General features: G+C 55.0%; 23 protein-coding genes and 2 tRNA genes. 9 read left to right on the top strand and 16 right to left on the bottom strand.

The genetic code is table 11. The features are described from left to right. Nucleotides 1-47 precede the first annotated feature (47 nt). From B150_RS0106090 to B150_RS0106135, 10 genes are all read right to left on the bottom strand, one after another. A complete protein-coding gene (locus tag B150_RS0106090) occupies nt 48-797 on the bottom strand; it encodes a retropepsin-like aspartic protease family protein (protein WP_020399008.1) in 750 nt (249 codons plus the stop codon). A gap of 74 nt (nt 798-871) precedes the next feature. Continuing rightward, entirely contained in the window at nt 872-1,627 is a 756-nt protein-coding gene (locus B150_RS0106095) for an MBL fold metallo-hydrolase (RefSeq protein WP_020399009.1), read from the bottom strand. Continuing rightward, on the bottom strand, nt 1,624-2,439 hold the full coding sequence (locus B150_RS0106100) for a TatD family hydrolase (RefSeq protein WP_020399010.1): 816 nt from the start codon (nt 2,437-2,439) through the stop codon (nt 1,624-1,626). Before B150_RS0106100 ends, B150_RS0106095 begins: the two co-directional genes overlap by 4 nt. Further along, nucleotides 2,439-3,992: a methionine--tRNA ligase gene (metG, locus tag B150_RS0106105; protein ID WP_020399011.1), complete on the bottom strand. Its 1,554-nt coding sequence runs from the start codon at nt 3,990-3,992 to the stop codon at nt 2,439-2,441. Before metG ends, B150_RS0106100 begins: the two co-directional genes overlap by 1 nt. Nucleotides 3,993-4,022: 30 nt before the next feature. After that, nucleotides 4,023-5,132 carry a DNA polymerase III subunit delta' gene (locus tag B150_RS0106110; protein WP_020399012.1) on the bottom strand — a complete coding sequence of 370 codons (1,110 nt, stop codon included), beginning with the start codon at nt 5,130-5,132 and terminating at the stop codon, nt 4,023-4,025. Continuing rightward, nucleotides 5,129-5,776: a dTMP kinase gene (tmk, locus tag B150_RS0106115; protein ID WP_020399013.1), complete on the bottom strand. Its 648-nt coding sequence runs from the start codon at nt 5,774-5,776 to the stop codon at nt 5,129-5,131. Before tmk ends, B150_RS0106110 begins: the two co-directional genes overlap by 4 nt. Next, nucleotides 5,773-6,957, bottom strand: a complete 1,185-nt coding sequence (locus B150_RS19940) for a D-alanyl-D-alanine carboxypeptidase family protein (RefSeq protein WP_020399014.1) — start codon at nt 6,955-6,957, stop codon at nt 5,773-5,775. The genes tmk and B150_RS19940 overlap by 4 nt, the downstream gene beginning before the upstream one ends. A gap of 23 nt (nt 6,958-6,980) precedes the next feature. Further along, nucleotides 6,981-7,772 carry a septal ring lytic transglycosylase RlpA family protein gene (locus tag B150_RS0106125; protein ID WP_026168229.1) on the bottom strand — a complete coding sequence of 264 codons (792 nt, stop codon included), beginning with the start codon at nt 7,770-7,772 and terminating at the stop codon, nt 6,981-6,983. Between the two features lie 9 nt (nt 7,773-7,781). Continuing rightward, on the bottom strand, nt 7,782-8,915 hold the full coding sequence (locus B150_RS0106130; protein ID WP_020399016.1) for a lytic murein transglycosylase: 1,134 nt from the start codon (nt 8,913-8,915) through the stop codon (nt 7,782-7,784). Nucleotides 8,916-9,084: 169 nt separating this feature from the next. Beyond that, nucleotides 9,085-9,160, bottom strand: a tRNA-Lys gene (locus B150_RS0106135). A gap of 165 nt (nt 9,161-9,325) precedes the next feature. Between B150_RS0106135 and B150_RS0106145 the strand changes: the two genes are divergently transcribed. After that, the gene (locus B150_RS0106145) at nt 9,326-10,795 is read left to right on the top strand and encodes an alpha/beta hydrolase (protein WP_020399018.1); all 1,470 of its coding nucleotides are present in this window, start codon (nt 9,326-9,328) and stop codon (nt 10,793-10,795) included. Between the two features lie 5 nt (nt 10,796-10,800). On the opposite strand, the gene tgt is transcribed toward B150_RS0106145, so the two are convergent. The 4 genes from tgt to coaD all read right to left on the bottom strand — a co-directional run bounded on the left by tgt (nt 10,801) and on the right by coaD (nt 14,136). Continuing rightward, nucleotides 10,801-11,943: a tRNA guanosine(34) transglycosylase Tgt gene (gene tgt / locus B150_RS0106150; protein ID WP_020399019.1), complete on the bottom strand. Its 1,143-nt coding sequence runs from the start codon at nt 11,941-11,943 to the stop codon at nt 10,801-10,803. A 3-nt stretch (nt 11,944-11,946) separates the two neighbouring features. After that, nucleotides 11,947-12,984, bottom strand: coding sequence for a tRNA preQ1(34) S-adenosylmethionine ribosyltransferase-isomerase QueA (queA, locus tag B150_RS0106155; RefSeq protein ID WP_020399020.1), 1,038 nt, complete (start codon nt 12,982-12,984; stop codon nt 11,947-11,949). 85 nt (nt 12,985-13,069) lie between these two features. After that, complete coding sequence (locus tag B150_RS0106160; protein WP_202899711.1) at nt 13,070-13,561, bottom strand: peptidylprolyl isomerase; 492 nt, start codon at nt 13,559-13,561, stop codon at nt 13,070-13,072. 53 nt (nt 13,562-13,614) lie between these two features. Beyond that, the gene (gene coaD, locus B150_RS0106165; RefSeq protein WP_035921971.1) at nt 13,615-14,136 is read right to left on the bottom strand and encodes a pantetheine-phosphate adenylyltransferase; all 522 of its coding nucleotides are present in this window, start codon (nt 14,134-14,136) and stop codon (nt 13,615-13,617) included. Between the two features lie 133 nt (nt 14,137-14,269). Here coaD and B150_RS0106170 point away from each other — a divergent pair, with 133 nt between their 5' ends. Beyond that, on the top strand, nt 14,270-14,905 hold the full coding sequence (locus B150_RS0106170; protein WP_020399023.1) for a LysE family translocator: 636 nt from the start codon (nt 14,270-14,272) through the stop codon (nt 14,903-14,905). Nucleotides 14,906-14,968: 63 nt separating this feature from the next. Here the strand turns inward: B150_RS0106170 and gyrA are convergent, their stop codons facing one another. Then, nucleotides 14,969-17,755: a DNA gyrase subunit A gene (gene gyrA / locus B150_RS0106175; protein ID WP_020399024.1), complete on the bottom strand. Its 2,787-nt coding sequence runs from the start codon at nt 17,753-17,755 to the stop codon at nt 14,969-14,971. A 238-nt stretch (nt 17,756-17,993) separates the two neighbouring features. Here gyrA and B150_RS0106180 point away from each other — a divergent pair. From B150_RS0106180 to B150_RS0106190, 3 genes are all read left to right on the top strand, one after another. Then, a tRNA-Ser gene (locus B150_RS0106180) sits at nt 17,994-18,083 on the top strand. Between the two features lie 65 nt (nt 18,084-18,148). Next, the gene (locus B150_RS0106185; protein ID WP_020399025.1) at nt 18,149-19,249 is read left to right on the top strand and encodes a 2OG-Fe(II) oxygenase; all 1,101 of its coding nucleotides are present in this window, start codon (nt 18,149-18,151) and stop codon (nt 19,247-19,249) included. A gap of 90 nt (nt 19,250-19,339) precedes the next feature. Continuing rightward, nucleotides 19,340-19,798 (top strand): hypothetical protein, encoded by a 459-nt coding sequence (locus B150_RS0106190; protein ID WP_026168231.1) that lies wholly within the window; start codon nt 19,340-19,342, stop codon nt 19,796-19,798. Here B150_RS0106190 and B150_RS0106195 read toward each other — a convergent pair. After that, nucleotides 19,795-20,373 carry a glutathione S-transferase family protein gene (locus tag B150_RS0106195; protein ID WP_020399027.1) on the bottom strand — a complete coding sequence of 193 codons (579 nt, stop codon included), beginning with the start codon at nt 20,371-20,373 and terminating at the stop codon, nt 19,795-19,797. The two genes, B150_RS0106190 and B150_RS0106195, sit on opposite strands and share 4 nt — an antisense overlap. Nucleotides 20,374-20,619: 246 nt before the next feature. Here B150_RS0106195 and B150_RS0106200 point away from each other — a divergent pair, with 246 nt between their 5' ends. From B150_RS0106200 to B150_RS0106215, 4 genes are all read left to right on the top strand, one after another. Beyond that, nucleotides 20,620-20,958 (top strand): P-II family nitrogen regulator, encoded by a 339-nt coding sequence (locus B150_RS0106200; protein WP_020399028.1) that lies wholly within the window; start codon nt 20,620-20,622, stop codon nt 20,956-20,958. A 12-nt stretch (nt 20,959-20,970) separates the two neighbouring features. Next, nucleotides 20,971-22,305 carry an ammonium transporter gene (locus tag B150_RS0106205; protein WP_020399029.1) on the top strand — a complete coding sequence of 445 codons (1,335 nt, stop codon included), beginning with the start codon at nt 20,971-20,973 and terminating at the stop codon, nt 22,303-22,305. 183 nt (nt 22,306-22,488) lie between these two features. Continuing rightward, nucleotides 22,489-23,574: a ferritin-like domain-containing protein gene (locus tag B150_RS0106210; RefSeq protein WP_020399030.1), complete on the top strand. Its 1,086-nt coding sequence runs from the start codon at nt 22,489-22,491 to the stop codon at nt 23,572-23,574. A 170-nt stretch (nt 23,575-23,744) separates the two neighbouring features. Further along, nucleotides 23,745-24,077 carry a TraR/DksA family transcriptional regulator gene (locus B150_RS0106215; RefSeq protein WP_020399031.1) on the top strand — a complete coding sequence of 111 codons (333 nt, stop codon included), beginning with the start codon at nt 23,745-23,747 and terminating at the stop codon, nt 24,075-24,077. Nucleotides 24,078-24,084: the final 7 nt, after the last annotated feature.

A 24,084-nucleotide genomic window follows, 5' to 3' on the forward strand; every position in this document is an offset into this window, starting at 1 on the left:
TAGAAAATATGGCATTGGCCGTGGCAAGTTCAACCGCTGATTAGGATTTATTGCCGCAAGATCAGCGTGTCGCCACGAAATTCGATACTACCGAAATGGCGCAAGACTGACATTCCGAGTAGCGAACCCTGCATATCAGCGCCATTCACTGTTACAGGCACATCGTAAAACACGGCATCCCCCACATTGACCTGCGAGACTGTTGCGCGGGCGAACTTAACATTGCCGTTCGCTGTGCTTGCAATGCCGCTAAAGTCGAGAAGTCCCGTGTTGATCCCTACCCTGCGAGCATCTTCCGGGCTTAGCACGACATTTGAGGCGCCTGTATCGATCATGAAACGCACTGGAACGCCATTTACGTCAGCCCGAAGCCAAAAGTGGCCGTCTTGTGCCCGGTGAAGCATCATGCCTTCGCTTGTGACCATTACCCCGCTAGGGTCAATTGCACTCATGAAGCGTGTGCCAAGATCCGAACGGTACAGGTAGAAGACGGCGATACCTGCGATGATTAACGCCCAGATCCCAGCGAACTTTGCGATGCGTGCAATGCTCGAGCGGCTCCAGAATGCCGCTGCGCCGCCAAATATGAAGATGATGATCAATCCTCTAACAAGATAGGGGTCCATCGACATATCCACAGGGAACGCGAGCGACAGCCCAAAAAGAAGCATGGCCATGCCGGCAACAAAAACGATAAGCCTGAGCCAGCGAGACGGATTGGCGTGATAATCACGATCCGCAGGATGGTTGCCCTGCTCTCGCTCACTATCTGGTACCTGCCAAGGGTCGCGCCGCATCGTCTACTCCGTTTCGGAGCTAGAAACATAAAAGATGCAGGCGCTTAGGCCAAGCTACTTTGTAGCGGACGCGGTCACGTAAGCGTGACGGTCATGCCGTCATATGCGGGCTCGACACCTGCTGGAAGCTCGCGACATAGTGTTTCGTAATCCATGTCCCACGTCATGTGCGTCAGGATCGCGCGTTCAGGCCTCACGCGTTCAATCCACTCAAGCGTTTGTGCGAGGTGCGAGTGTGTCGGATGCTCTTTGTAGCGCAAGGCATCTACAACCCAGACCTTGACGCCAGCAAGTGTGTCAAAGGCAGATTCTGGGAGCCTGTTCAGGTCAGTCGAATAGGCAAAATCGCCCACGCGGAAGCCAAGGCTGATGCCACCGCCGTGTCCCTGTTCGAACGGTATGACTTTCATGTCACCGACCGATACAGGCCCGGTGATTGTGTTCGCCTTGCAAATTGCGGAATAGTTATTCTGGCTGCGAAAAATATAGTCAAACCGGTGCCTTAGAATGGATAGGGTCTGCGCATCCGCATACACTGGTACCCGCTCGCCACTGGTCTGATAAAAACCACGCAGGTCATCAATGCCATGGGTATGGTCCGCATGATCATGGGTATAGAATACCGCGTCGATCATCCCTACTTTTGCGGACAGCATCTGCTCCCGCAGGTCGGGCGTCGTATCGAACAGGATTGTCTTTCCACCACTTTCCAGAAGTACGCTTGCCCGGCGGCGACGGTTTTTTGGGTTTTTGGGGTCACACGCACCCCAGTATTCGGGCATTTTGGGAACACCACCTGAAGTGCCGCAGCCCAGGATGGTCAATTTCATGCTGCCTTGCCCGCTAATTTGGGTGGGGTGATCTTGTCAAAGAGCCGGAAGAAGTTTGCCGTTGTCGCTTCTTGAAGCTCAGCGAATGAGACACCCTTCAGGTCAGCGACAAACTCTGCCGTGTTCATGACGAAAGCCGGCTCGCATGTCTTGCCGCGATGCGGTACCGGTGCGAGGAATGGAGAATCAGTCTCCACCAGCAGGCGGTCCATGGGGAGTGTTTTCACGGTTTCCTGCAGGTCGCGCGCGCTCTTGAAGGTCGCAATACCGGAAATGGAAATATAGAGACCCATCTCAAGGCATGCATCCGCCAGTCGCTGGCTTGCAGTAAAGCAGTGGATCACACCTTTGAAGTCACCCTTTGCCATTTCGTCGGAGAGCATCTTGATGCAGTCGTCATCTGCATCACGCGTGTGTACTATCACCGGAAGACCTGTTTCGCGGGCTGCCGAGATATGGGCACAGAAGTTGACCTTCTGCATGTCGCGCGGGGCGTTGTCGTAATAATAATCCAGCCCTGTTTCGCCGATACCGACGATCTTCGGGTGTGCGGCGCGTTTTATTAGCTCCTGCACCGCCACGTCGGGCTCATTCTCAGCTTCGTGGGGGTGAATACCGACGGTACCAAACACGTCATCGTATTTTTCAGCGATGATACGGACTTCGTCATATTCCTTGAGCTTGGTGTTGATCGCCAGCATGCAGCCAACACCTGCTGCGCGGGCTCGTTCAATCACACCAGCCTCGTCCTCTCGCAAACCCTTGTAGTTCAGGTGGCAGTGGCTATCGACGATATATCCGTATTCCGGCATTAGTCGGTGCTTTCTTCCGGCAATTCAAACCGTGGGAACACACCTTCCGGCTTGGGGATAGCAATCCCGGGTTTAAGGCGCCCTGCTTGGCCGATCTGGTCGAAGCCACGTTCACTGACGCCAATTTGGGACAGCAGCTTATCAGTGGATTGAGGCATGATAGGCTGGGCGAGAATGGCAAGCTGGCGAATGGCTTCCGCGAGCACATAGAGCACAGTATTCATGCGTTCAGGGTCGGTCTTCTTAAGCTTCCAGGGTTCCTGAACAGAAATATAGCTGTCAGCAGCGCTTGCTTGGGTCCAGATCGCATCAAGCGCCAGATGGAATGCCTGATTGTCGATATGACCGCGGACAACATCAAGTGTTTTCTCAATATTGCCAAGCAACTCTTTGTCTTCACTGCTAAAATCACCTGGTACAGGGAGCGCCTCGTCGCAATTTTTGTGAATCATCGATAGTGTGCGTTGGCTTAGGTTGCCAAGCCCGTTCGAAAGGTCGGCGTTGCAGCGGAGCACAAATGCACGGCGTGAGAAATCACCATCATTGCCGAAGGGTACCTCGCGCAGCAGGAAGAAGCGGGTGGCGTCCAAGCCGTATTCTTCAATGAGCTCGAACGGGTCGATCACGTTCCCGAGCGATTTGGAGATTTTCTGGCCCTCGTTGGTCCACCAGCCATGCGCAAACACGCGCTTCGGAAGCGGCAGGTCGGCCGCCATGAGGAACGCCGGCCAGTATACCGCGTGGAAGCGCAGAATATCTTTACCAACAATATGTACGTTCGCGGGCCAGAACTTCTGATAGTCCGCGGCTGCCGTGTCCGGGTACCCGACAGCTGTCAAATAGTTCGCAAGCGCATCGATCCACACATACATGATGTGCCCTGGCGCATCTGGCACCTTAACACCCCAGTTGAACGTGGTACGCGAGACCGAGAGGTCTTCAAGGCCGCCTTTGACAAAGCTGCGTACCTCGTTCAAACGGCTTTTGGGCATCACGAAGTCTGGATTGTTGTCATAAAGCTCAAGCAGTTTGTCTTCGAATGCAGAGAGCTTGAAGAAATAGCTGGGTTCTTCGACCCACTCAACCGGCGCGCCAGTCGGGGCCAGTTTTTCGCCGCCCTGCCCTTCGATCAGCTCGCTTTCCGCATAGAATGCCTCATCTCGGACGGAGTACCAGCCAGAATAACGGTCTTCGTAAATGAATCCCTTCTCCTGAAGAACCTTCCAGAGGTGCTGGACCGATTTTTTATGCCGCTCTTCCGTCGTGCGAATGAACTGGTCGTTGGAGAAATTCATGGCTTCGGTGAGCTCTTTGAATTTCAGCGATACCTGGTCACAGAAGGTTTGCGGATCCACACCTGCTCTCTCGGCGGAACGTTCAATCTTCTGGCCGTGTTCATCGGTGCCCGTCAGGAACATTACGTCAAAACCATCGAGGCGTTTGAAGCGCGCAAGCACATCGCAGGCAAGCGTGGTGTACGCATGGCCAATGTGTGGCTTGTCGTTCACATAATAGATGGGGGTCGTGACATAATAGGTCGGGCGGCCGGTCATAATTGTCTTCTCAATTGCTTTTGAACTGATTTACGCGCGTGCAAGCGTTCCAAGGGAGCTGAACAGGTGAACAAGTACCTGCTTGCGGTCAAGGTTGACGGCGTCAGCCCGCGCGATTAAACGGCCCATCTTTTCCCACAGGTCCATCCACTGATCAAGCCCGGTGAGCGTGGAAATTCGCATCATTTCGGCGGATTCACCTGCCATCACGTCCGTCGTGGCCACACCACTCGCCGCTTGGCGGATCAAACGCTCAAGCCAATCCAGCAGCATGGCGACAAAAAGGCGGTACTCCTGATCGGCTTTTGGGGCCGCTAGTTGGCCCGCCAATGTATGGAGCGCAGGGATATCAATCCTTGGCAAGGAGGTCAGGAACCCTGCCATTTGTTTGTATAGATTTACTCCGCCGAGCGCAGCGAGTTCCATCGCCCTGCCCGGTGCCCCATTGGAAAGGCGTGCGAGTGCGGTCAGCTCCTCGGGCGAAAGGCTTGGATGCTGCAGTGCGAGCACCGCACGAACACTGTCTTCGCCTAATGGCTTCAGCTTCAGCGTCCTGCAGCGGCTGCGAATGGTGGGCAACAGTTTGCCCGGCGAGTGAGCCACAAGGATAAGGATCGATTTGGCAGGAGGCTCCTCAAGAAGCTTGAGGAGCGCGTTGGCCGCATTAACGTTCATTTCATCCGCCGCGTCGACGACCGCAACCCGCCAGCCACCTTCCGCGCTTGTTTGCGAGAAGAAGCCGATGAGTTTACGAATATCATCAATGACGATGTCGTTCCTCAGTTTGCCTGTTTTCTCATTCTCAGTGCGCTCGGCAACAATAATACCGCCGTGTCCACCAGACACGACCCGCTGGATCACAGGGTTCTGGCTGTCTGTAACAAGGCTTTCAGCGAGAGTGGGGAGTGCTTCGCCAAACAGGCCTGCACCAGCGTCTTCTGCAGGCTGAGCAGCAAGGAACTTCGCAATACGCCACGCAAGTGTCGCTTTGCCAATACCTTTGGGACCAGTGATCAGCCACGCATGGTGTAGTCGCTCACCGTTGAACGCTTCAAGGAACTGCCGTTCGGCGGCCTCATGGCCAAAAAGATGTTCTGTGGCCCTTGGATGGAACAGCGATTTTGTAGTCTCATCGCTCATGCAAGTTTACACCGCTTTTCAAGGATGGATCTGATGCTGTGCTGAATATGCTCAATCGTGTTGTCGGCATCAATCACACAGCAGCGCTCTGGTTCTTCCGCCGCAATATCCAGGAATGCTTGTCGCAGCGTTTCATGGAAGGATTTGTCCATACGCTCAAACCGGTCTTCCATATCGGACTTTGCCCCCTCGCGCGACAAGGCTCTCGCTAGTCCTTTTTCAATGGATAGATCCAGTATGACTGTGAGGTCTGGGCGCATATTACCAAAGGCTATTTGCTGAATGTCTCTCACGCGCTGAATGCCAAGGCCCCCAGCCGCGCCCTGATAGGCGATGCTGGAATCGTAAAACCGATCACACAGGACCCATTTACCGGCGGCGAGCGCAGGTTTGATGGTGCGTTCGATATGATCGGCGCGTGCGGCTGCCAAAAGTAGTGCTTCGCTGATTGGTAGCCACTTATCAACATCACCCTTAAGAAGCAGTCCCCGAATGAGTTCCGCACTTGGAGAGCCGCCGGGCTCCCGCGTGAGCAAGACCTCTATACCATGGCTTTCTAGCCACGAAGCAAGAAGGCGGATCTGGGTGGATTTTCCAGCCCCTTCCCCGCCTTCAAAGGTGATAAACCTTGCAGCTTGCGTCATTGTGGCTGTGGTTCCGGTGTTTTGGAGCCCGACGAGCCAAAGAGCAGATATTCAAATGCTGCACCAATGCGGCCAAGACCGCCAACTTCTGCAACGTCCTGACCTGCTAGGAGCGGTGCACGGAATGCACCACGGTCCGGCATTTCGATCACGAGTTCGCCAATCTGGTCGCCCTTTTTGATCGGGGCCGGTGCCGGATTGCTGTACTCGATCTTTACCTCCATTTGTGCGCGCTGGCTGCGTGACATTGTAATCGCAACGTCCTGGCCGATAACCATGGGCACGGTGGCTTCCTGACCGAGCCAAACCTCGGCGTAATCAACCGTTTCACCGGCACGGAACAGCGGGTAGTGATCGAAATTACGGTAGCCATATTGCATCAGGCGCGTGCTCTCGCGCATGCGCTCGTTTTGTGAGGTCAAGCCCGCCACAACAAGTACAAGTCGGCGTCCATCGCGCTCTGCGGAAGCAGCAAGACCATAGCCCGCCTCTTCAGTGTGGCCCGTTTTCAGACCATCTGCGCCCGGGAAGCGACCAAGCAGTGGGTTGCGGTTATATTTGTTACGCTCGAAATCCTTGTAGAGGTATTCGCGTTCACCAAAAATTGGATAGAGGTCCGGGAAGTCAGTCGCAAGGTGAAGCGAGAGTGTCGCAAGGTCCCGGGCAGTCATAACATGCCCCTCCTCAGGCCAGCCATTGGCATTTTCAAAATGGCTGCCGGTCATGCCAAGTTCTTTGGCCTTGGCATTCAGCCACTCAACAAACACATCGTGTGAACCAGCCATATGTTCAGCCAGCACCACGCATGCATCATTGCCGGAAAGCACGATAATACCGCGGAGAAGGTCTGCTACGGTTACCACGTCCCGCGCCCGCAGGAACATCGTGGAACCCCGGTTGTTCCAATCACGCCATGCCTGGTCCGAAACAACCACTTCATCCTCAAGGCGCATGGTGCCGTTTTTGATAGCCTCAAACGCGAGATAGACAGTCATCAACTTGCTCATGGATGCCGGCGGGAACGGCGCGTCAGGATCTTTTTCAAAAAGAACGCTGTTGGTCGAGGCGTCGAGCAGGATTGCATGTTCCGCCGGCGTAGACATCTGACTCGCGACAGGCGACGTCAGTGCGAATACGCTCAGGAGAAGTGTTGTCAGTGTCGCTTTCAGCTTGAACTGCATGGTATTCCCTTGGTTTTACTGGGTTATCTTCCGGTTTCTGTAAAAATGCGGGCTTCATAGAACCCGTCGGCCATGACGCGGTCAAGCTTCTCCTGCGCGAGCAATTTCTCAGCAAAGGGGCCAATCCGTACGCGCCAGAGGCTTTGTCCGTTGGTCACCGCCCGGTCAAGCTTGGCTTCATGCCCGCGTGCCTCAAGGCGTTTAATCTGAACTTCAGCGTTTTCTCGCTGGCTGTAGGCGCCAACCTGTACAAAGTGCCCGCCGTCAGTGGTGCTTGAAGGAGTGTCCGCATAAGTTGGCTCGCCCCCCTCTTTCCGTTTGGCGATTTTACCATTTTCATCGAGCGCCTGCACCCGCACCTTGGTGACACCTTGCTGGTCAAAGCCAAGTAGCTGCGCTGCCCGGCGCGAGACATCAATGATACGGCTTTTAACAAAGGGCCCCCTGTCATTGACACGGAGTACAATGGACCGTCCATTTTCAAGATTTGTGACTTTGACAAACGTCGGCAGCGGCAAGGTTTTATGCGCTGCGGTCATTGCGTTCATATTATACTGTTCGCCGTTTGCCGTACGCTTGCCGTGAAAGTCCGGACCATACCAGGAGGCATAGCCCGTCTCGTCATAGTATGGGTCTTCCTTGGGATGATACCAGACGCCCGCCACTTTGTAGGGGTTACCTACTTTGCGCTTTACGCCCTGGTCACCGACAGGCAGTTCGCCGTCTTGCGGCATACGGCCCTTTGGCCCTACTTCGCGTGAACCTGAGGAACACGCCGCGAGTGCAAAGACCAAGCAAACAAGAAGTATCCGCATCACTATGCCCTACTTGCTGATTGCGTCGGACAGGAGGCCGACAGCGAGTGCGTATTTGAACGACGGGTTATAGCGCATAACCGAACAGAAGTTACTGTATACAAGATAGCCTTCATCGTCTCCCTCGTCCGCAACAACAAGTGCGGCAGGGATCGACCGTTCTGGCAGGTCTTTGCCGGTGATGCGGCGAACGCCAAGCTCTTGCCATTCCTGCAGGTCGCGCCAAACGCCCAGGGTTTTATAGGCCTGACACCATTTCGCTGGCGTCAATCCATCGGCTTGCGCACCCTGAAGTGTTTTTTCGCCGCCTTTCGGCAACTTGACCTTGCGGCCCCATGTCTTGCCCTCGTCCCAGCCGTAGGATTTCAGGTAATGCGCGATCGAGGCAAAAACATCGATTTTGCTTTCCCAGATGTCCCGCATGCCGTCACCGTCATGATCAACAGCATATTGAAGGTACGCTTCGGGCATGAACTGTGGCTGTCCCATGGCGCCGGCCCAGGAACCCTTCATCAGGTCATAGGAAGCATAACCTTTGTCGAGAATTTCGAGCGCGGCAAAAAGCTCTCTGCGGAACCGCGCAGCGCGACGTTTATCGTAGGCCAGCGTAGCAACAGCATCGAACACCGAGTAGCTGAGCGGGACGGTACCGTAGTTGGTCTCAATACCCCATATGGCCGCAATGAAGCGCGGCTGAACACCATATTTTTGCGCGGCGGACTGAAGGGCCTCGGAATGTTCGGCCATCATTACGGCACCCTTGTCCTTGCGCCACTGGCTGACACGAGCGTTGAGATAAGCCGCATAGGGCTGCTTGATCTCCGGTTGGTTACGGTCGTTCGTAATCACGCGCTTGATCGGGGTGATATGCGGGAGAACCTGCTGAAGCGTCTCGGCACGGATGCCACGCTCAAGCGCCTCTTTTTCGACACCGTCTAGCCATTCCTTAAAAGCCGCGGCCTCTGCGGCTTCAGCCTGCGCGGCGGCGGTGTCTTCACCACTTGGGGCGGCTTGCTCCGATATATTCTGTTCGCTTGTTGCTGGTGCCGGCTGATTCTCCTGATAAGCAACGGAAAATCCCGAAAGCCCGCCTGACAAGCCAAGCATTAACAAAATATGGCAAAACCCACGCCCGATCTGCATGTGGTGTGAACTCCTCTCCCAGGGAACAAAATACGGACCTACTTTAGGCCGTACCACACTTGAAAAACAAGGCTAGAAAGGAGGCAATTTGAGGGCGTAACCGAAAGAGATGTATGCTTGTGCGGAAATTGAAAAAGGCCGGTGCACAATGGCACCGGCCTTTTTAAAATGGTGAGCCCGACAGGGTTCGAACCTGTGACCTACTGATTAAAAGTCAGTTGCTCTACCAGCTGAGCTACGGGCCCACTTTTCAGTGGATTTCCGGGGTCTTCCCCGGGAACGCGGCGGACCATAGGGCCATCATTCCGGACCGTCAAGCAAAAGTGTCAAAGAAAATGAATTTTTTCTGACGGCCATCTTTCGCTATGCTGAAAACATGATTTTCAGCGAGGAATAATAGGCCCTTACCGATGAACAAAATAATAACAAAGCTGCTGGCTGTCACCCTTTTCACGCTCCCTTCGGCGGGCGCCGTGAGAAGCAATGACGCGGTTGCCCCAACTGCTGATGAAAAAGAATGCAGCGAGCTTATTTATAATGATTTGAATGCGGTTACGCGCTGTGTGTGGTCCGAAAATCGGATCAAGCTGATTTTGATTCCCGGTCCCGAGGGGACAAAAAAAATTCCGCCGCTACTTTATCTGCTCGGTGGGCCCGGTGGGCGCGCCGAAATTCATATTCCCCACATGGGATTGCTGGCAAATACGTTCGGGCGTGCGGTTTTGTTGCCGGACACTGCGGATAGTTTCCCATCGCTTGATTGCCGCCGGACTGACCTTGATGATGCGCAGTGGGGCGTCGCTCGCGCGCCCGGAGATGCAACATTCTATACGCGGCCCTTGCAGGAGGCGCGGCTTGAAGCCTGTCTCGCTCAAGTCTTTGTCGGGGAAGCGGTAAAGACTGCGGTTTCTACCGAGGCGCAAGCAGCGAGGTTGAAGGAGCTCAGGGAAGCGCTTGGTATTTCAAAATGGGCTGTTATGGCCGAATCATACGGCGCTAGAGTTGCGCTTTCTCTCAGCGAGAAGGACCGCCATGCCATCGAAAAACTGATCCTTGATTCGCCTGAAACACCCTGGGTTCTGAAGTTCTGGCACACCGGCAAAAACTTTCACGAGGCATTGACACGTTTGAGCGAGCTTTGCCGTGATGAGTACCTGTGCCCTGCTCTGCGTATCCATATGGAAAGCAAACTGCCGGAACAGATTGCACTGTTCCAGCGTGACGGTGTTGAACCCCTCGCGCTGCGAGACCTTTATAGCCGTGAAGTGGTCGCATATGCGCGCCCAACGCAGGAGCAGTTGCTGATTACCACATTCATGGCCATGCGTTCGCCGGACCGTATGGAGCTGCTGCCGTATATTGCGGCGTCCAACAATGATGAAACTCTCAAGAAACGTTTTGGGTTGCTGCTGAGCCAGCTTCTTAGGCCCGGGGGAAGCTTGAACGTAGGTTTCCACCACGCAGTAAGGTGTTCGGAACTGCCGCTTGAAGCGTGGTATGCTGCTCTGGAAGCGGACAGCGCCAGCTACCCCGCGCTTTCGCCATTTGTCGATTATCTGGAATGGCGCCAAAGGTATGTTTGTGATGCGCTGGGGCTCAGTGCTCCCGATGTATTGCCAGTGCCGGCCATGCCGCACGAGGTGCCCACGCTCGTCCTCTCCGGTGGTCTGGACCCGGTAACACCTTATGATGTGGTTGCAGCGGCGTTTCCCGGCATGCGCCATCAGACATATGAGCCGCTTGGGCACATCGTGCACAGTCAGCGGAATTGCGTGCTGCAAGATGTGGCGCATTTTATTGCAGATGGCGTGCTGCCGGAAACATCCTGCAGCAAAAAGGAACTGGAGCTCAAGTTCTACACGCCTGTGATGCGGCGGTAGGCCTCCTAAATGGGGTCTATGTCGCCGCTCACATAATCCGTGCGGAACTTGTTGGCATATTCCGTGAGCTTGCCCTCAGCGATGGCGGCGCGCAGGTTTGCCATTAGATCCTGATAGAATTGCAGGTTATGCCACGTCAGCAGCATGGCGCCCAGGATCTCGCCAGCCCGGATAAGGTGGTGTACATAGGCGCGGCTGTAGTTTTTGCAGGCGGCACAAGCGCAGCCTTCCACGATGGGGCGTGGGTCGTCCTTGTGCCGCGCATTTTTCATATTGATGGCACCGCCCCAGGTGAAGCCCTGCCCCGTGCGACCAGACCGTGTTGGCATCACGCAGTCAAACATATCGATACCGCGTTCAACGGCACCAACAATGTCATCAGGTTTGCCGACACCCATCAGGTAGCGCGGTGTTTCTTTCGGCATGCGCGGCATGGTGAAGTCGAGGACCTTGAACATGGTCTCCTGCCCCTCACCTACGGCGAGGCCACCTACCGCATAACCGTCAAAGCCTACTTCTTGAAGGGCATCAATGGAGCGGAAACGAAGGTCGTCATACACGCTGCCCTGAACGATACCAAAGAGGGCTGACCGCGCCGCGTGGTCTGCGCCGCTATCAAAGCCATCCCGGGAGCGTTTCGCCCAGCGCATGGAAAGCTCCATGGACTTTTTGGCTTCATCGTATGTCGCAGGGAACGGCGTACACTCGTCAAAGCACATCACGATATCGGAGCCAAGCAGGCGTTGGATTTCCATTGAGCGTTCAGGCGACAGCAGAATCTTGCGGCCATCCAGATGCGACTGAAAGGTGACACCCTCTTCGCTCATCTTACGGAGCTGAGTCAGCGACATTACCTGAAAGCCACCGGAATCGGTCAGGATCGGCCGGTCCCAGTTCATGAATTTATGCAGCCCGCCCAGATGGTCCACGCGTTCGGCTGTCGGCCGCAGCATCAGGTGGTAGGTATTGCCAAGGAGGATATCTGCGCCCGTGGAACGCACGTTCTCGGGGAGCATCGCTTTCACTGTGCCCGCTGTGCCCACAGGCATGAAGGCTGGCGTGCGGATTTCACCCCGTTTCATCTGAATGACGCCGGTGCGGGCTGCGCCGTCCGTCGCATGAATATCAAACTGGAAACGCGGTTTCATGGATTATCCTTTAGCCGGGAACAGAAGGCTGCTGTCGCCATAGGAATAGAAGCGATAGCCGTCCTTGATTGCGGTATCATACGCGTTTTGCATGGTCTCAAGGCCCGAAAAAGCCGAAACGAGCATGAACAGCGTTGAACACGGAAGGTGGAAGTTGGTCATCAGCACGTCAACCGCTTTGAAGCGGTAGCCGGGCGTGATGAAGATGTCTGTGTCTGCTGAGAACGGATGAATGATGCCGTCGTCATCTGCAGCGCTCTCAAGCAGGCGCAGTGACGTCGTGCCTACGGCGACAATACGCCCGCCGTTTGCGCGGGCCTCGTTCAGCGTATGCGCAACTTCTGGCGTGATCTCGCCCCACTCGCTGTGCATTTTGTGGTCGTCGGTATTTTCAACCTTTACCGGCAGGAATGTTCCCGCACCTACATGGAGCGTTACACCAAGCCGGCGAATGCCTTTGTCATCAAGTGATTTAAGTAGCCGATCTGTGAAGTGGAGGCCTGCGGTCGGTGCCGCAACCGCGCCATCGTTGCGCGCGAAAACGGTTTGATAATCGCTTTTGTCCTGCTCATCCACAGCACGTTGGCTGGCGATATAAGGTGGCAAGGGCATAACGCCGTGGCTTTCAAGCGCTTTGGTCATCGAGGATTGCTCGACCTCAAAACGGATCGTACGCTCCCCCTCGTCCCCAACCGCAATGACTTCGGCCTGCAGACCATCAAAATCCAGCAGGTCACCAAGCCGGCATTTGCGTGCGGGACGCGCGAACGCGCGCCAGACTGTATCGCTCTCTCGCTTGTGCAGGGTCAGTTCAACCTTGGCTTCGCCGCGTTTGCCTGTAAGGCGCCCCGGGATAACCCGCGTGTCGTTGAATACAAGCACATCATTGGGCCCCAGGAATGAAGCGAGGTCTATGACGCCAGCGTGCTCAGGTGCCTGACCAGGGCGCACGACAAGCATGCGTGCAGCGTCCCTCGGGCTTGCGGGCCTAAGGGCGATGTTTTCCTTCGGAAGGTCGAAATCAAAAAGCTCTACGTTCATGAGGCGGGCTTTTACTCAAATCGGGGGCGCTTCACAAGAAAAAGGCACCCGAAGGTGCCTTTGAACCGTTTATAGGCTGCGCGCTCTATTCTTTGACGTCTGCCGCGACCTGCATTTTGACGATCTTGCTCGGCTCAGCCGGCGGTTCGCCAACCGCGATGGTATCGACAAATTCCATGCCGCTGACCACACGGCCCCAGACGGTATAATCGCCGTCGAGGAATGCGGAGCGGTTGAAACAGATGAAGAATTGGCTGTCGGCACTGTTCGGGTCCGTTGCCCGCGCCATGGAAACAGTTCCACGCATGTGCGGCAGGTTATTAAACTCGGCTTCCAGGTTTTTGCCAGACCCACCAAGGCCCGTGCCGGTCGGATCGCCAGTTTGCGCCATAAAGCCGGATACCACACGGTGGAAAATCACACCGTCGTAAAAACCTTCGCGCACCAGTTCCTTGATACGGGCCACATGGTTCGGTGCCACGTCAGGACGCATGGCAATAACGACCCGCCCTGCCTCGAGATCAAGATACAGAGTGTTTTCCTTATCCAGCTCAAAGGCTGCCGTGTTTTCGCTCATAAGACCCACCATTGTCAGAAGTACTATAAAAAAACGCTTCATTGTTACGATGCCTATTCAGGACGTTGTTTACGCTCGGCTACACGTTTCACCACCGCCTGCGCCACTTCTGGTGGTACGAAGCTGGTGATTTTACCGTCATAGCGGGCGACCTCTTTGACGAGACGCGATGCGATGGTCTGATACTTGGGGTCAGCCATCAGAAACACTGTCTCGATCTCCGGGTTGATTTGATAGTTCATGCCGGTCATCTGGAATTCATATTCAAAGTCGGCAACGGCGCGCAGGCCACGGATGATGATATCTGCGCCAACGCGGGCAGCAAAATGCATCAAAAGCTCGTCAAACTGAACAACCTCAAAATCGACGCCCAGGCTTTCAGCCAGAGGCCGAGCTTCCCGGTCAACCATCGCCACGCGCTCATCAAGCGAGAACAGCGGGTCTTTGCTCGGGTTTGTGGCGACGCCAATGACAAGCCGGTCAACGAGGCGCAACCCTCGCTTTATAATATCCAGATGCCCATTGGTGATTGGATCAAATGTGCCGGGATAAAGACCAACGCGCTTTCTACCCACGATACCTCCCCTAAACCCCCTCCATGCGTGACGGAAAGAGTTTGCTTGTGTAAAACTTTGCTGCAACATCCCCGAATATACATCAAAAGACAAGACCGAAGTGCCGCAAGGCTTTTAGCACGCGAGGAAATTCATGCTTTTACCGGTTGATCCCGTTTTATATGCCTTCTTCATCGGCGCTATATTCATTCTGGTGCTTACGCCTGGCCCTGTTGTCAGCCTCGTTATTGCTGAAACCCTCAATGAGAGCGCAAGGCACGGCTTTGCTGTGGTGTTGGGTGCGGCTTCTGTGGCTGTTGTTTACCTAGCAATTTATACCGCCGGCTTTGGTGCGGTGATTGGCTTTTTCTCAGACGATATTCTGCTCGCGATCCGTTATGCAGGGGCGGCGTACCTGATATATCTCGCAGCAAAATCTTTCATGAAGTCCCGTGATGCGACGGGCGCTGACAGCCAGCCAATCGCTCGCACGCCGATGAAGGCATTCAGGGCGTCCATTCTGGTGGCGGCAACCAATCCGAAGGCCATCCTGTTTTTTGCAGCGTTTTTCCCGCAGTTTATCTCGCCCGAGATGGACACTATGCCGCAGTTGATTATGCTCGCCGTGACGTTTGCAATCGTCGCGCCGCTTCTGGACTGCTGCTGGGTATTGGCAGCGAGCGCTGCCAAGCGCCTTTTGCAGAAAAAGGGCACCATGCAGCTTATCAACCGGATATCAGGCACCATTCTGGCGCTCGGCGCTGTTGGACTGATCCTGCTCAACACATAAAGGAATGGCCCGCCGGGTTTGCACCGGACGGGCCATTATTTCGTTCGCGCCTAAAGCTAACGCTTAGTTTTCAGTGTCGCCTTCTTCTGCGACAGCACCCTGGGCGGCCACATCAGCGTCGACGGCACCCTCCAGCGCCTCATCGGCTTCTTCGTCTTCATCGGTTTCCTGCAGCTTGGCAACAGACACAATCTGCTCAGTGTCAGCAACCTTGAAGAGGGTTACACCTTTGGTGTTGCGGCTTGCAATGCGCACATCATGCACAGGTGTGCGGATAAGCTTGCCGTGGTCTGTCACCATCATGATCTGTTCGTCAGCCGTAATCGGGAACGCGGCCACCACATCGCCGATCTGCTCGCGCAGGTGATCCTTCGACGGCACGTTCCAGATGCCCTGCCCGCCACGGTTGGTTAGGCGGTACTCATGGCTGCTGGTGCGCTTGCCGAAGCCTTTGTTGGTGACCGTGAGGATGAACTGCTCACACGCTTCCAGTTCGGCCATGCGTTCCGGCGACAGGACGGTAGTGTCCGCGGGTGTTTCCGCTGCGGTATCATCCGCATCTGCCGAAGATTTCCATGGAGCAGCGCGCAGGTAGGCATCCCGCTCTTCCGTTGTGGCGTCTGTGCCGTTGATGATGTGCATGGAAACAACTTCGTCACCCTCACCAAAGCGCATGCCACGTACACCGGTTGATGTACGGCCCGCGAACAGACGAACGTCTGTGGTCTTGAAGCGTACCGCACGGCCACCTTTGGCCGCCAGAAGCACGTGGTCGTTTTCGGTGCAAACACCGACACCAATCAGCTTGTCACTCTCGTCTGCAAAACGGATGGCAATCTTGCCGTTCGACATCACATTTGAGAAGTCGGAGAGCTTGTTGCGGCGTACGTTGCCATAAGCCGTTGCGAACATGACCTGCAACTCGTCCCAGCTTGCCTCATCTTCCGGAAGTGGCAGGATGGTCGCAATGGTTTCGTCCTGTTTGAGCGGCAGCAAGTTGATAACCGCTTTGCCCTTGGACTGCGGCGTGCCAAGCGGCAGGCGCCAGACTTTCATTTTATAGACCTGACCAAGGTTCGAGAAGAACAGTACAGGTGTGTGCGTATCAGCCACGAAGACGGTGGAAAGGAAGTCCTCATCCTTCGTCTGCATGCCCGAACGGCCCTTACCGCCGCGGCGCTGCGCGCGGTAGGTCGAAAGCGGCACACGTTTGATATAACCGGTCTGTGTTACCGTCACCACCATGTCTTCGCGTGCAATCAGGTCCTCGTCGTCGAAGCCGGTAATGGCGTTGACGTCGATCTCTGTCCGGCGTTCGTCAGCAAACTCAGCACGTACGGCGTCAAGTTCGCCACGCAGCACTTCATAGAGTTTCTCACGCGATTGCAGGATAGAGAGGTATTCACGGATAGCAGCGGAGAGCGTTTCAAGCTCATCGCCGATTTCGTCCCGGCCAAGTGCAGTCAGGCGGTGCAGGCGCAGGTCAAGGATTGCCTTGATCTGGATTTCGGACAGCTGGTAGGTGCCGTCGTCATTCACATTGCCCGCTTCGTTGATCAGTTCAAGATACGGCAGGATTTCCGCCGCGTCCCACTTACGGGCCGCGAGCGCTTCACGCGCCTGCGCAGGTGAAGTGGCTTGACGGATGGTTGCAACAACCTCATCGATATTCGCGACAGCAGTAACAAGGCCAACCATGATGTGCGCACGGTCGCGCGCCTTGTTCAGCTCATATTTGGTACGGCGGGTGATGACTTCCTCACGGAAATCGATGAAGGCCTGCAGTACCTGCTTGAGCGAAAGTTGTTCCGGACGGCCGCCATTGAGCGCGAGCATGTTGATACCGAAGCTCGTTTGCACGGGCGTGAAACGGTAAAGCTGGTTGAGAACAACGTCTGCCACCGCATCGCGCTTCAACTCAACAACAACGCGCACGCCGTCACGGTCAGATTCGTCACGAATGTCCGAGATGCCTTCAATGCGCTTGGTTTGCACACATTCGGCAATCTTTTCGATCATTGATGCCTTATTCACCTGATACGGGATCTCGGTGATCACAATCGCCCAGCGGTCCTTGCGGATCTCTTCCACATGGCTCCGGCTGCGGATGATGATGGAGCCCTTGCCGGTCTCATACGCCTGGCGGATACCGCCAGCGCCAAGGATAATGCCGCCGGTCGGGAAATCCGGCCCCGGGATATGCTGCATCAGGCCAAGGGTGTCGATTTCAGGGTCATCAATGACAGCACAAACACCGTCGATGACTTCACCGAGACTGTGAGACGGAATGTTCGTGGCCATGCCGACAGCGATACCGGTGCCGCCGTTCACCAAGAGGTTCGGGAATCGCGCCGGGAGCACAACAGGTTCGTGCTCACTTTCGTCATAGTTGGCCTGGAAGTTGACCGTATCCTTGTCGATGTCCGCGAGGATCATCGAAGATACTTTATCCATCCGGGCTTCAGTGTAACGCATGGCCGCAGCACTGTCGCCGTCCATCGAACCGAAGTTGCCCTGGCCGTCTACAAGCGGCGCACGCATAGAGAAGTCCTGCGCCATACGCACGAGTGCGTCATAAATCGCGCTGTCACCGTGCGGGTGGTATTTACCCATCACGTCCCCGACGATACGCGCGGACTTGCGGAACGGCTTATTCCATTCGTAGCCATTTTCATGCATCGAGTAGAGAATGCGCCTGTGAACCGGCTTCAAGCCGTCACGCACATCGGGAAGCGCCCGGGAGACGATTACGCTCATCGCGTAATCAAGATAGGACGCCTTCATCTCCTCTTCGATGGTGATTGGCTGGATGTCCCGCTCTTCCGGCGTAATGGGTGTATTGTCGCTCACCAGCAGCCCCTTGTCTTAATCAGCCTTTTCGGCTTCAAACCAGAACATATAGCCTACTAGATCTCATGAACCCCCGAAATCTTGTAGGAAAGATAGACCTGTCTACCAACTCCGGCTGTGTGGTGCAAGGCATGAGGCAACGAATTTGGTCACCAAATTTTTTAAGAGGATAATTGGGCTGGACGAACGCGGAAACTGTCGTTAAAACCCTCGCCTGATCCTAGCGTTCGTGTACACCGGGCAGGTGGCAGAGCGGTTGAATGCACCGGTCTTGAAAACCGGCAAGGGTGCAAGCCCTTCGTGGGTTCGAATCCCACCCTGCCCGCCACACGAATCTCCTAGATGGCTGTTACAGACGCGAATGCGTCACACGATTGGGGACGCGGCCTTCAAATGAACACTTCCAAGCTTGTTGAATGGGGCGAAGCTGCGCCTTGGTTTGTTGCTCCCGCACCCATTAACCCACGTTTTGATTTTTCCTCCCTTGGCGGTCGTTTTGTTGTCCTGGTGTTTTTCGGCAATGCTGACCTGCCTGGTGTGCGCGACCGCCTGAAAGAGATGTCCACAAAAGTAAAACGCTGGCCGGACGACCGCTGCGTTATGTTTGGTGTGTCCAACTCAAAAGCAGATTGGGAAGATAACTCTGTGCTGGAGGCGTTTCGCCCTGCCCGCATTTTTCACGATGAGAACTGGGATATTGCCAGGTCCTACGGTGTGCTGACGCGGGATGCTGAGAACGGCCAACTACGCTTCAAACCGCGCTGGTATGTGCTTGACCCCACGCTCAGGGTATATTCGCACGGGGATTTCACTCAGTTTGACCGCTTTTATGCGGAGATGGATCGCTTGCCAGCCCCAAGTCAGCACGCCTCAGCCACCAGTGACCCATGGGCGCCGGTTCTGATGGTGCCGCGTGTTCTGTCACCGTCCTTCTGTCGTGCGTTGATTGACTATTATAAAGCTGGCGATGCTCAGGAGAGCGGTTTTATGCGCGCAGAGGGCAATAAAACTGTCGGCATGACGGACCCAAGCTTCAAACGCCGGATGGACGTCAATATTGTCGATGAGCGGCTCAAAGTTGGGCTCAGATCGTCGCTTGTGACGCGCCTTGTGCCTGAACTCAAGAAGGCATTCCAATATGAGGCAACGCGCATTGAGCGCTATATCGTTGCCTGTTACGACAGTCAAAGCCAGGGTTTCTTCAAGCCTCACCGGGACAATACAACGAGCGGCACGGCTCATCGGCGCTTTGCCGTCACCATCAACTTGAATGCCGAAGATTTTGAGGGCGGCGAGCTTCGTTTCCCTGAGTTCGGTATGCGAACCTATAAAGCGCCCACTGGCGGTGCCGTTGTGTTTTCCTGCTCACTGCTTCATGAGGCCATGCCAGTAACCGCTGGAACACGTTACGCGACGCTGCCATTCCTCTATGGTGATGCGGACGCGGAAGTGCGCCTGCAAAACCGGGCGAACGTGGTCGGTGTGCAGCGTTAGCGCATTGCTTTCAAAAAGCCGCAATTTATGTTCAGCTTGAGTTCAGATCACGGGAACTATTCTCGCACCATGATCCGAGCGGAGGAAAAGATGAAAAAAATTGCCTTGCTTACAGCCAGCCTTCTCACGACGGCGACGATATTTCCCTCCTCAGCAACTGCCGACGCTGAAGACGATAAGGAAATCTGCCTTTACTACGGCAACGTGGGCGCAGCTGCGGTAGAGTTCCTGTTGCCCTTGAAGCTGCAACAGGTCGTGGACCTGATCAGTGGCCGCGATGAGGCGCTGCTCGAGAAGATGAACAAAACCGTCGAAGGCGTCGGTAATGTTCGCGTGAAAACCGCCATGAAAAAGATTGGTGATGATGCGGCTGAGCACCTCGGTGCATCAGCCGGCTTTCTATCGTTCCAGCTTGTGATGACAGGTCAGGCAACGACGCCGCAGGAGGTTTTCTCGGTTCTTTATCGTGGGTGCAGTGAAACCGGGCCTGAGCGCATCGTTGAAAACCAGCGCAAAGCCGTTCAAAGCGAACCCCAGCCAGAAAACTAAGCCGCCAGTTCGGCACGCACTCTTGCAATCCAATTGGTAATGTTGGGGCGGTTTTCCAGCGAAAAGCCGCCCTCTTCCGCGAACTGGGTATAGGCCAGAAGCGCAATGTCAGCGAGTGTGCACGCATCGCCAACAAACCAGTTTCGCTCAGTCAGATGTTTTTCCATCACATCAAGGGCCGCATTGCCGCGGTCCATCAAGCCGGGCGGGACCTGATCCGCCGGCAGATTTTTAATGGCGCGAATGAAGCGGGCTACGGCAATCGTTGGTTCGTGGCTATATTGTTCCCAAAACAACCATTGATCCATCTGAGCCTGCTGCCACGTGTCGGTCGGAATAAGCGCGCTACCCTTGGCTAGGTAGCGCATGATAGCGTTGGACTGTGCCAGCACCTGCCCCTCGCCGAAGATCACCGTCGGGATTTGGCCTGCTGGATTTAATGCCAGAAATTCTGGCGTCCGTGTATAGCCGGACAGCACGTCAACTTCCTGCCACTCATGTGTAATGCCCAGCTTGTCCGCCACATATTTGACCTTCAGGCAGTTGCCTGAGCGCATATCGCCATAAACCTTCATATATCGTCCCTCGCTAAGATGATGGCGAAACTATCACGAAACCTCTCTGTGCCTGCGTCAGTATTTCCGGGGCATTGGCCAAGTTTTCCTTTGTGATTAAATTTTGTGCAGATGCTATTTTTTAGGCATATTGCTTTTGACATATTTGGTCAATTCTAACCTAAATACCTGAAATATATGGAAATAAAAATCTGGCACAGAAGCTGCTCTATAAGGCTGAACCACGTCCAGCCATAGGGAGCGATTATGAAATATGTCATAGCCATTATTAAGCCGCACCGGCTTGATCCTGTCCGTGATGCGCTTGCCGAGATCGGTATCAACGGCATGACCGTCACCGAAGTGCAAGGTTATGGCCGTCAAAGGGGCCAAAAAGAGATCTATCGCGGCGCTGAATACGAAGTGCATTTCCTGCCGAAAGTGAAACTTGAAATCGCAACAGATGATGCGATTGCCGACCAGGTTGTCGAAGCTGTGCAACAGGCAGCTCACACGGGCCAGATCGGCGACGGCAAGATCTTTGTGCTCGACCTCGGCCAAGTCATCCGTATCCGGACCGGCGAAACCGACGCTGCAGCGCTTTAAGGGAGCTAACTCATGGTTGATAAATTCATGCCCAAAAAACTCATACTGGCCGGCCTAGGGGCGACCATGCTGACGGTTCCAGCGTCCGCAGAGGTATCCTCTGAATCGGTCTATATTTTTAATACTCTGCTCTTCCTGATCGGCGGCTTCCTTGTGATGTGGATGGCTGCGGGTTTCGCCATGCTCGAAGCTGGCCTCGTCCGCTCCAAAAACGTTGCGGAAATCTGCCTCAAGAACGTTACGCTTTATGCGGTTGCGTGCATCATGTTCCTGCTTGTGGGCTACAAGCTGATGTATGATGGCGTGGACGGCGGTTATATCGGTTCTTTTACCACTTGGTTTATTGATGACGGCGCCGCTCTGGCAGAAGAAGGTGCAAGCTTTGACGCAGGCTATGCCTCTGCTTCCGACTTCTTCTTCCAGATGGTGTTCGTCGCGACGGCAGCATCCATCGTATCCGGCACGGTCGCGGAGCGCATCAAGCTCTTCCCGTTCATGCTGTTTACGGTTGTGCTGACCGCCATCATTTACCCGATTCAGGGTGCTTGGCAGTGGGGCGGCGGTTGGCTTTCTGAAGCCGGCTTCGTCGACTTCGCCGGTTCCACCATCGTGCACTCGTGCGGCGGTTGGGCAGCGCTCATGGGTGCCATCGTCCTCGGTCCGCGTATTGGGAAATACGATGCTAATGGCCGTGCTCGTCCGATGCCGGGTTCAAGCCTGCCGCTCGCAACGCTTGGTACGTTCATTCTTTGGCTCGGCTGGTTCGGCTTCAACGGCGCGTCCCAGCTTGCGCTTGGTTCTGCCGCTGATGCCGCCGCTGTGTCCAATATCTTCGTAAACACCAATATGGCCGCTGCTGGCGGTGTGGTTGCTGCGATGATCGTGACCAAGCTCGTCTACAAGAAGGTCGATCTTTCGATGGTCCTGAACGGCGCGCTTGCGGGTCTCGTGTCCATCACTGCTGGCCCGGATACCCCAGGCCCAGTCTTCTCGGTACTTATCGGCGCTGTTGGTGGCGTGCTGGTGGTCTTCGCGGTACCGGCAATTGACAAGCTGAAAATCGACGATGTTGTTGGCGCGATCTCCGTACACCTTGTTTGCGGTATCTGGGGCACTATGGCTGTGCCGCTTACGAACGCTGATGCAAGCTTCGGTGTACAGGCGCTCGGCGTTGTCTCGATCGGTGCCTTTGTGCTGGTAACTAGTGCCATCGTATGGTTCGCGCTCAAGTTCACCATCGGTATCCGCCTCTCCAAAGAGGAAGAGGAAGTTGGTTCCGACCTCGCTGAACTTGGCCTCGAAGCTTATCCGGAATTTGGTCGCGGCTCACAGAAGCTGAGCGTGTAGGACCAAACACAAATCAACCTCGGAGCCCTTCTCTCCCTGGTCAACTCGGCAGCCGCCTAGCGCGGCTGCCTTTTTATTTGTCTTTGACCTATTGATAGGATTGTCAATGCTCTTGCCGCTCCCGCGTTTATTCCCTAGACTATAACGTGTATCGTTACCAGTGTGTGGCCGGGAGGGAGTTTCATGGCTTTAGATCCGCTTTATGTGAATGCGCTTGAAGATTCCGCTTGGGAGGTGCCTCAGGATTTTGAGGCCCTTTTCAACTGGCAATACAGTGACGACCGGAAAGATCTGCTAGGGCTTTATTCCAAAGGCAAAACCATGCAGTGGGATACTGATAGCCGGATTGACTGGAGCCATGAGATGGACCCGGACAACCCGCTTGGTATTCCAATTGAGTATTTCCCTCTCTATGGCGCTGACTTCTTCATGAAGATGTCCGCCAAGGAACAGGGTGAAGCGCTACGGCACCAAGCCGCCTGGAGCAATTCCCAGTTCCTGCACGGTGAACAAGGCGCGCTTATTTGCAGCGCCAAGATCGTCACCAACGTACCTGACACAGAAGCCAAGTTTTATGCTGCCACGCAGGTGATGGACGAAGCGCGGCATGTTGAGAGCTACAAGAAGCTCGTAGACAAGATCGGCCTTGCCTACCCGATCACCGGCCCGTTGAAAACATTGCTTGATCAGGTGCTGCGCGACAGCCGTTGGGACATGACCTACCTTGGTATGCAGGTGGTGATTGAAGGACTCGCGCTGGCGGCATTCGCCAATATACGCGATAACGGCAAGGACCCCCTCGCCTCGGCAGTGAACGCATATGTGATGCAAGATGAAGCACGTCACGTTGCCTTTGGTCGTCTTGCCCTGCGTGAGTTTTATCCTGAGCTGACGCAGTATGAGCGCAATGAGCGCGAGGAATTCCTGATTGAGGCCTGCTACCTGATGCGGGACCGTTTCCAGAACGCAGAGGTTTGGGAAACGCTGGGGTATCCGGTGAAGGAATGTTTGGCGTTTCTCGAGAACAGCGACACCATGAAAATGTTCCGCACCAACCTTTTCAGCCGCATTGTGCCTGTCGTGAAAGACATCGGCCTATGGGGTGAGAAAATCCAGAGTGCCTATGGCGACATGGGTATTCTCGGCTTTGCCAATATCGACATTGACGCGATGCAAGCTAAGGATATGGCGGTGGCGGATGAGCATGACGCACGTCGTGGTCATGTGGATGAAATGGTTGAGCTCGGGAAAACTGCTGCAGCAGAATAGGCAAATAAAACCCAGAGGGCGATGGGGGTAAGCCCTCTGGGTTAAGCAATGCCATGCCATCGGACATGGATTACTCCCGCTGAGTATACGCCTGCGCAAGTCAAAATAAACCTAATTATTGTTACGCCTCTTCTTGGCAAGACCCCTACACTATTTATAGAATCTTCAACATGACCAACTCTTGGCGAGAAAGACTGTTATCGCTCAGGCAGGAACTGCTTGATCTTGAAGCTGCGGCGCGTGAAGGCCGTGGTGCTGTCGAACTTGACCAGAGCCGTGTCGGTCGCCTGTCGCGCATGGATGCGCTGCAGGGTCAGGCCATGAACCAGGCTATTGGCGCGCGCCGTCAGCAGATGCTTGTGCGGCTTGATGCCGCGCTCGCGCGCTTGGACGATGGCGAATTCGGCTACTGTCAGGAATGCGGCGATATTATCGCTGAAAGGCGTCTGGAAATTGATCCCACCACGCTCTTTTGCACACGCTGCCAGTCAGAGCGCGCGTGATTACAGA

Source organism: Kordiimonas gwangyangensis DSM 19435 = JCM 12864 (assembly GCF_000375545.1).
GTDB lineage: Bacteria > Pseudomonadota > Alphaproteobacteria > Sphingomonadales > Kordiimonadaceae > Kordiimonas > Kordiimonas gwangyangensis.

Excerpts from the sequence above, each read along its gene's own strand:
- B150_RS0106090 (WP_020399008.1), bottom strand. The coding sequence starts at position 797 with ATGCGGCGCGACCCTTGGCAGGTACCAGATAGTGAGCGAGAGCAGGGC.
- B150_RS0106095 (WP_020399009.1), bottom strand. The coding sequence starts at position 1,627 with ATGAAATTGACCATCCTGGGCTGCGGCACTTCAGGTGGTGTTCCCAAA.
- B150_RS0106100 (WP_020399010.1), bottom strand. The coding sequence starts at position 2,439 with ATGCCGGAATACGGATATATCGTCGATAGCCACTGCCACCTGAACTAC.
- metG (WP_020399011.1), bottom strand. The coding sequence starts at position 3,992 with ATGACCGGCCGCCCGACCTATTATGTCACGACCCCCATCTATTATGTG.
- B150_RS0106110 (WP_020399012.1), bottom strand. The coding sequence starts at position 5,132 with ATGAGCGATGAGACTACAAAATCGCTGTTCCATCCAAGGGCCACAGAA.
- tmk (WP_020399013.1), bottom strand. The coding sequence starts at position 5,776 with ATGACGCAAGCTGCAAGGTTTATCACCTTTGAAGGCGGGGAAGGGGCT.
- B150_RS19940 (WP_020399014.1), bottom strand. The coding sequence starts at position 6,957 with ATGCAGTTCAAGCTGAAAGCGACACTGACAACACTTCTCCTGAGCGTA.
- B150_RS0106125 (WP_026168229.1), bottom strand. The coding sequence starts at position 7,772 with ATGCGGATACTTCTTGTTTGCTTGGTCTTTGCACTCGCGGCGTGTTCC.
- B150_RS0106130 (WP_020399016.1), bottom strand. The coding sequence starts at position 8,915 with ATGCAGATCGGGCGTGGGTTTTGCCATATTTTGTTAATGCTTGGCTTG.
- B150_RS0106145 (WP_020399018.1), top strand. The coding sequence starts at position 9,326 with ATGAACAAAATAATAACAAAGCTGCTGGCTGTCACCCTTTTCACGCTC.
- tgt (WP_020399019.1), bottom strand. The coding sequence starts at position 11,943 with ATGAAACCGCGTTTCCAGTTTGATATTCATGCGACGGACGGCGCAGCC.
- queA (WP_020399020.1), bottom strand. The coding sequence starts at position 12,984 with ATGAACGTAGAGCTTTTTGATTTCGACCTTCCGAAGGAAAACATCGCC.
- B150_RS0106160 (WP_202899711.1), bottom strand. The coding sequence starts at position 13,561 with ATGAGCGAAAACACGGCAGCCTTTGAGCTGGATAAGGAAAACACTCTG.
- B150_RS0106170 (WP_020399023.1), top strand. The coding sequence starts at position 14,270 with ATGCTTTTACCGGTTGATCCCGTTTTATATGCCTTCTTCATCGGCGCT.
- B150_RS0106185 (WP_020399025.1), top strand. The coding sequence starts at position 18,149 with ATGAACACTTCCAAGCTTGTTGAATGGGGCGAAGCTGCGCCTTGGTTT.
- B150_RS0106190 (WP_026168231.1), top strand. The coding sequence starts at position 19,340 with ATGAAAAAAATTGCCTTGCTTACAGCCAGCCTTCTCACGACGGCGACG.
- B150_RS0106195 (WP_020399027.1), bottom strand. The coding sequence starts at position 20,373 with ATGAAGGTTTATGGCGATATGCGCTCAGGCAACTGCCTGAAGGTCAAA.
- B150_RS0106200 (WP_020399028.1), top strand. The coding sequence starts at position 20,620 with ATGAAATATGTCATAGCCATTATTAAGCCGCACCGGCTTGATCCTGTC.
- B150_RS0106205 (WP_020399029.1), top strand. The coding sequence starts at position 20,971 with ATGGTTGATAAATTCATGCCCAAAAAACTCATACTGGCCGGCCTAGGG.
- B150_RS0106210 (WP_020399030.1), top strand. The coding sequence starts at position 22,489 with ATGGCTTTAGATCCGCTTTATGTGAATGCGCTTGAAGATTCCGCTTGG.
- B150_RS0106215 (WP_020399031.1), top strand. The coding sequence starts at position 23,745 with ATGACCAACTCTTGGCGAGAAAGACTGTTATCGCTCAGGCAGGAACTG.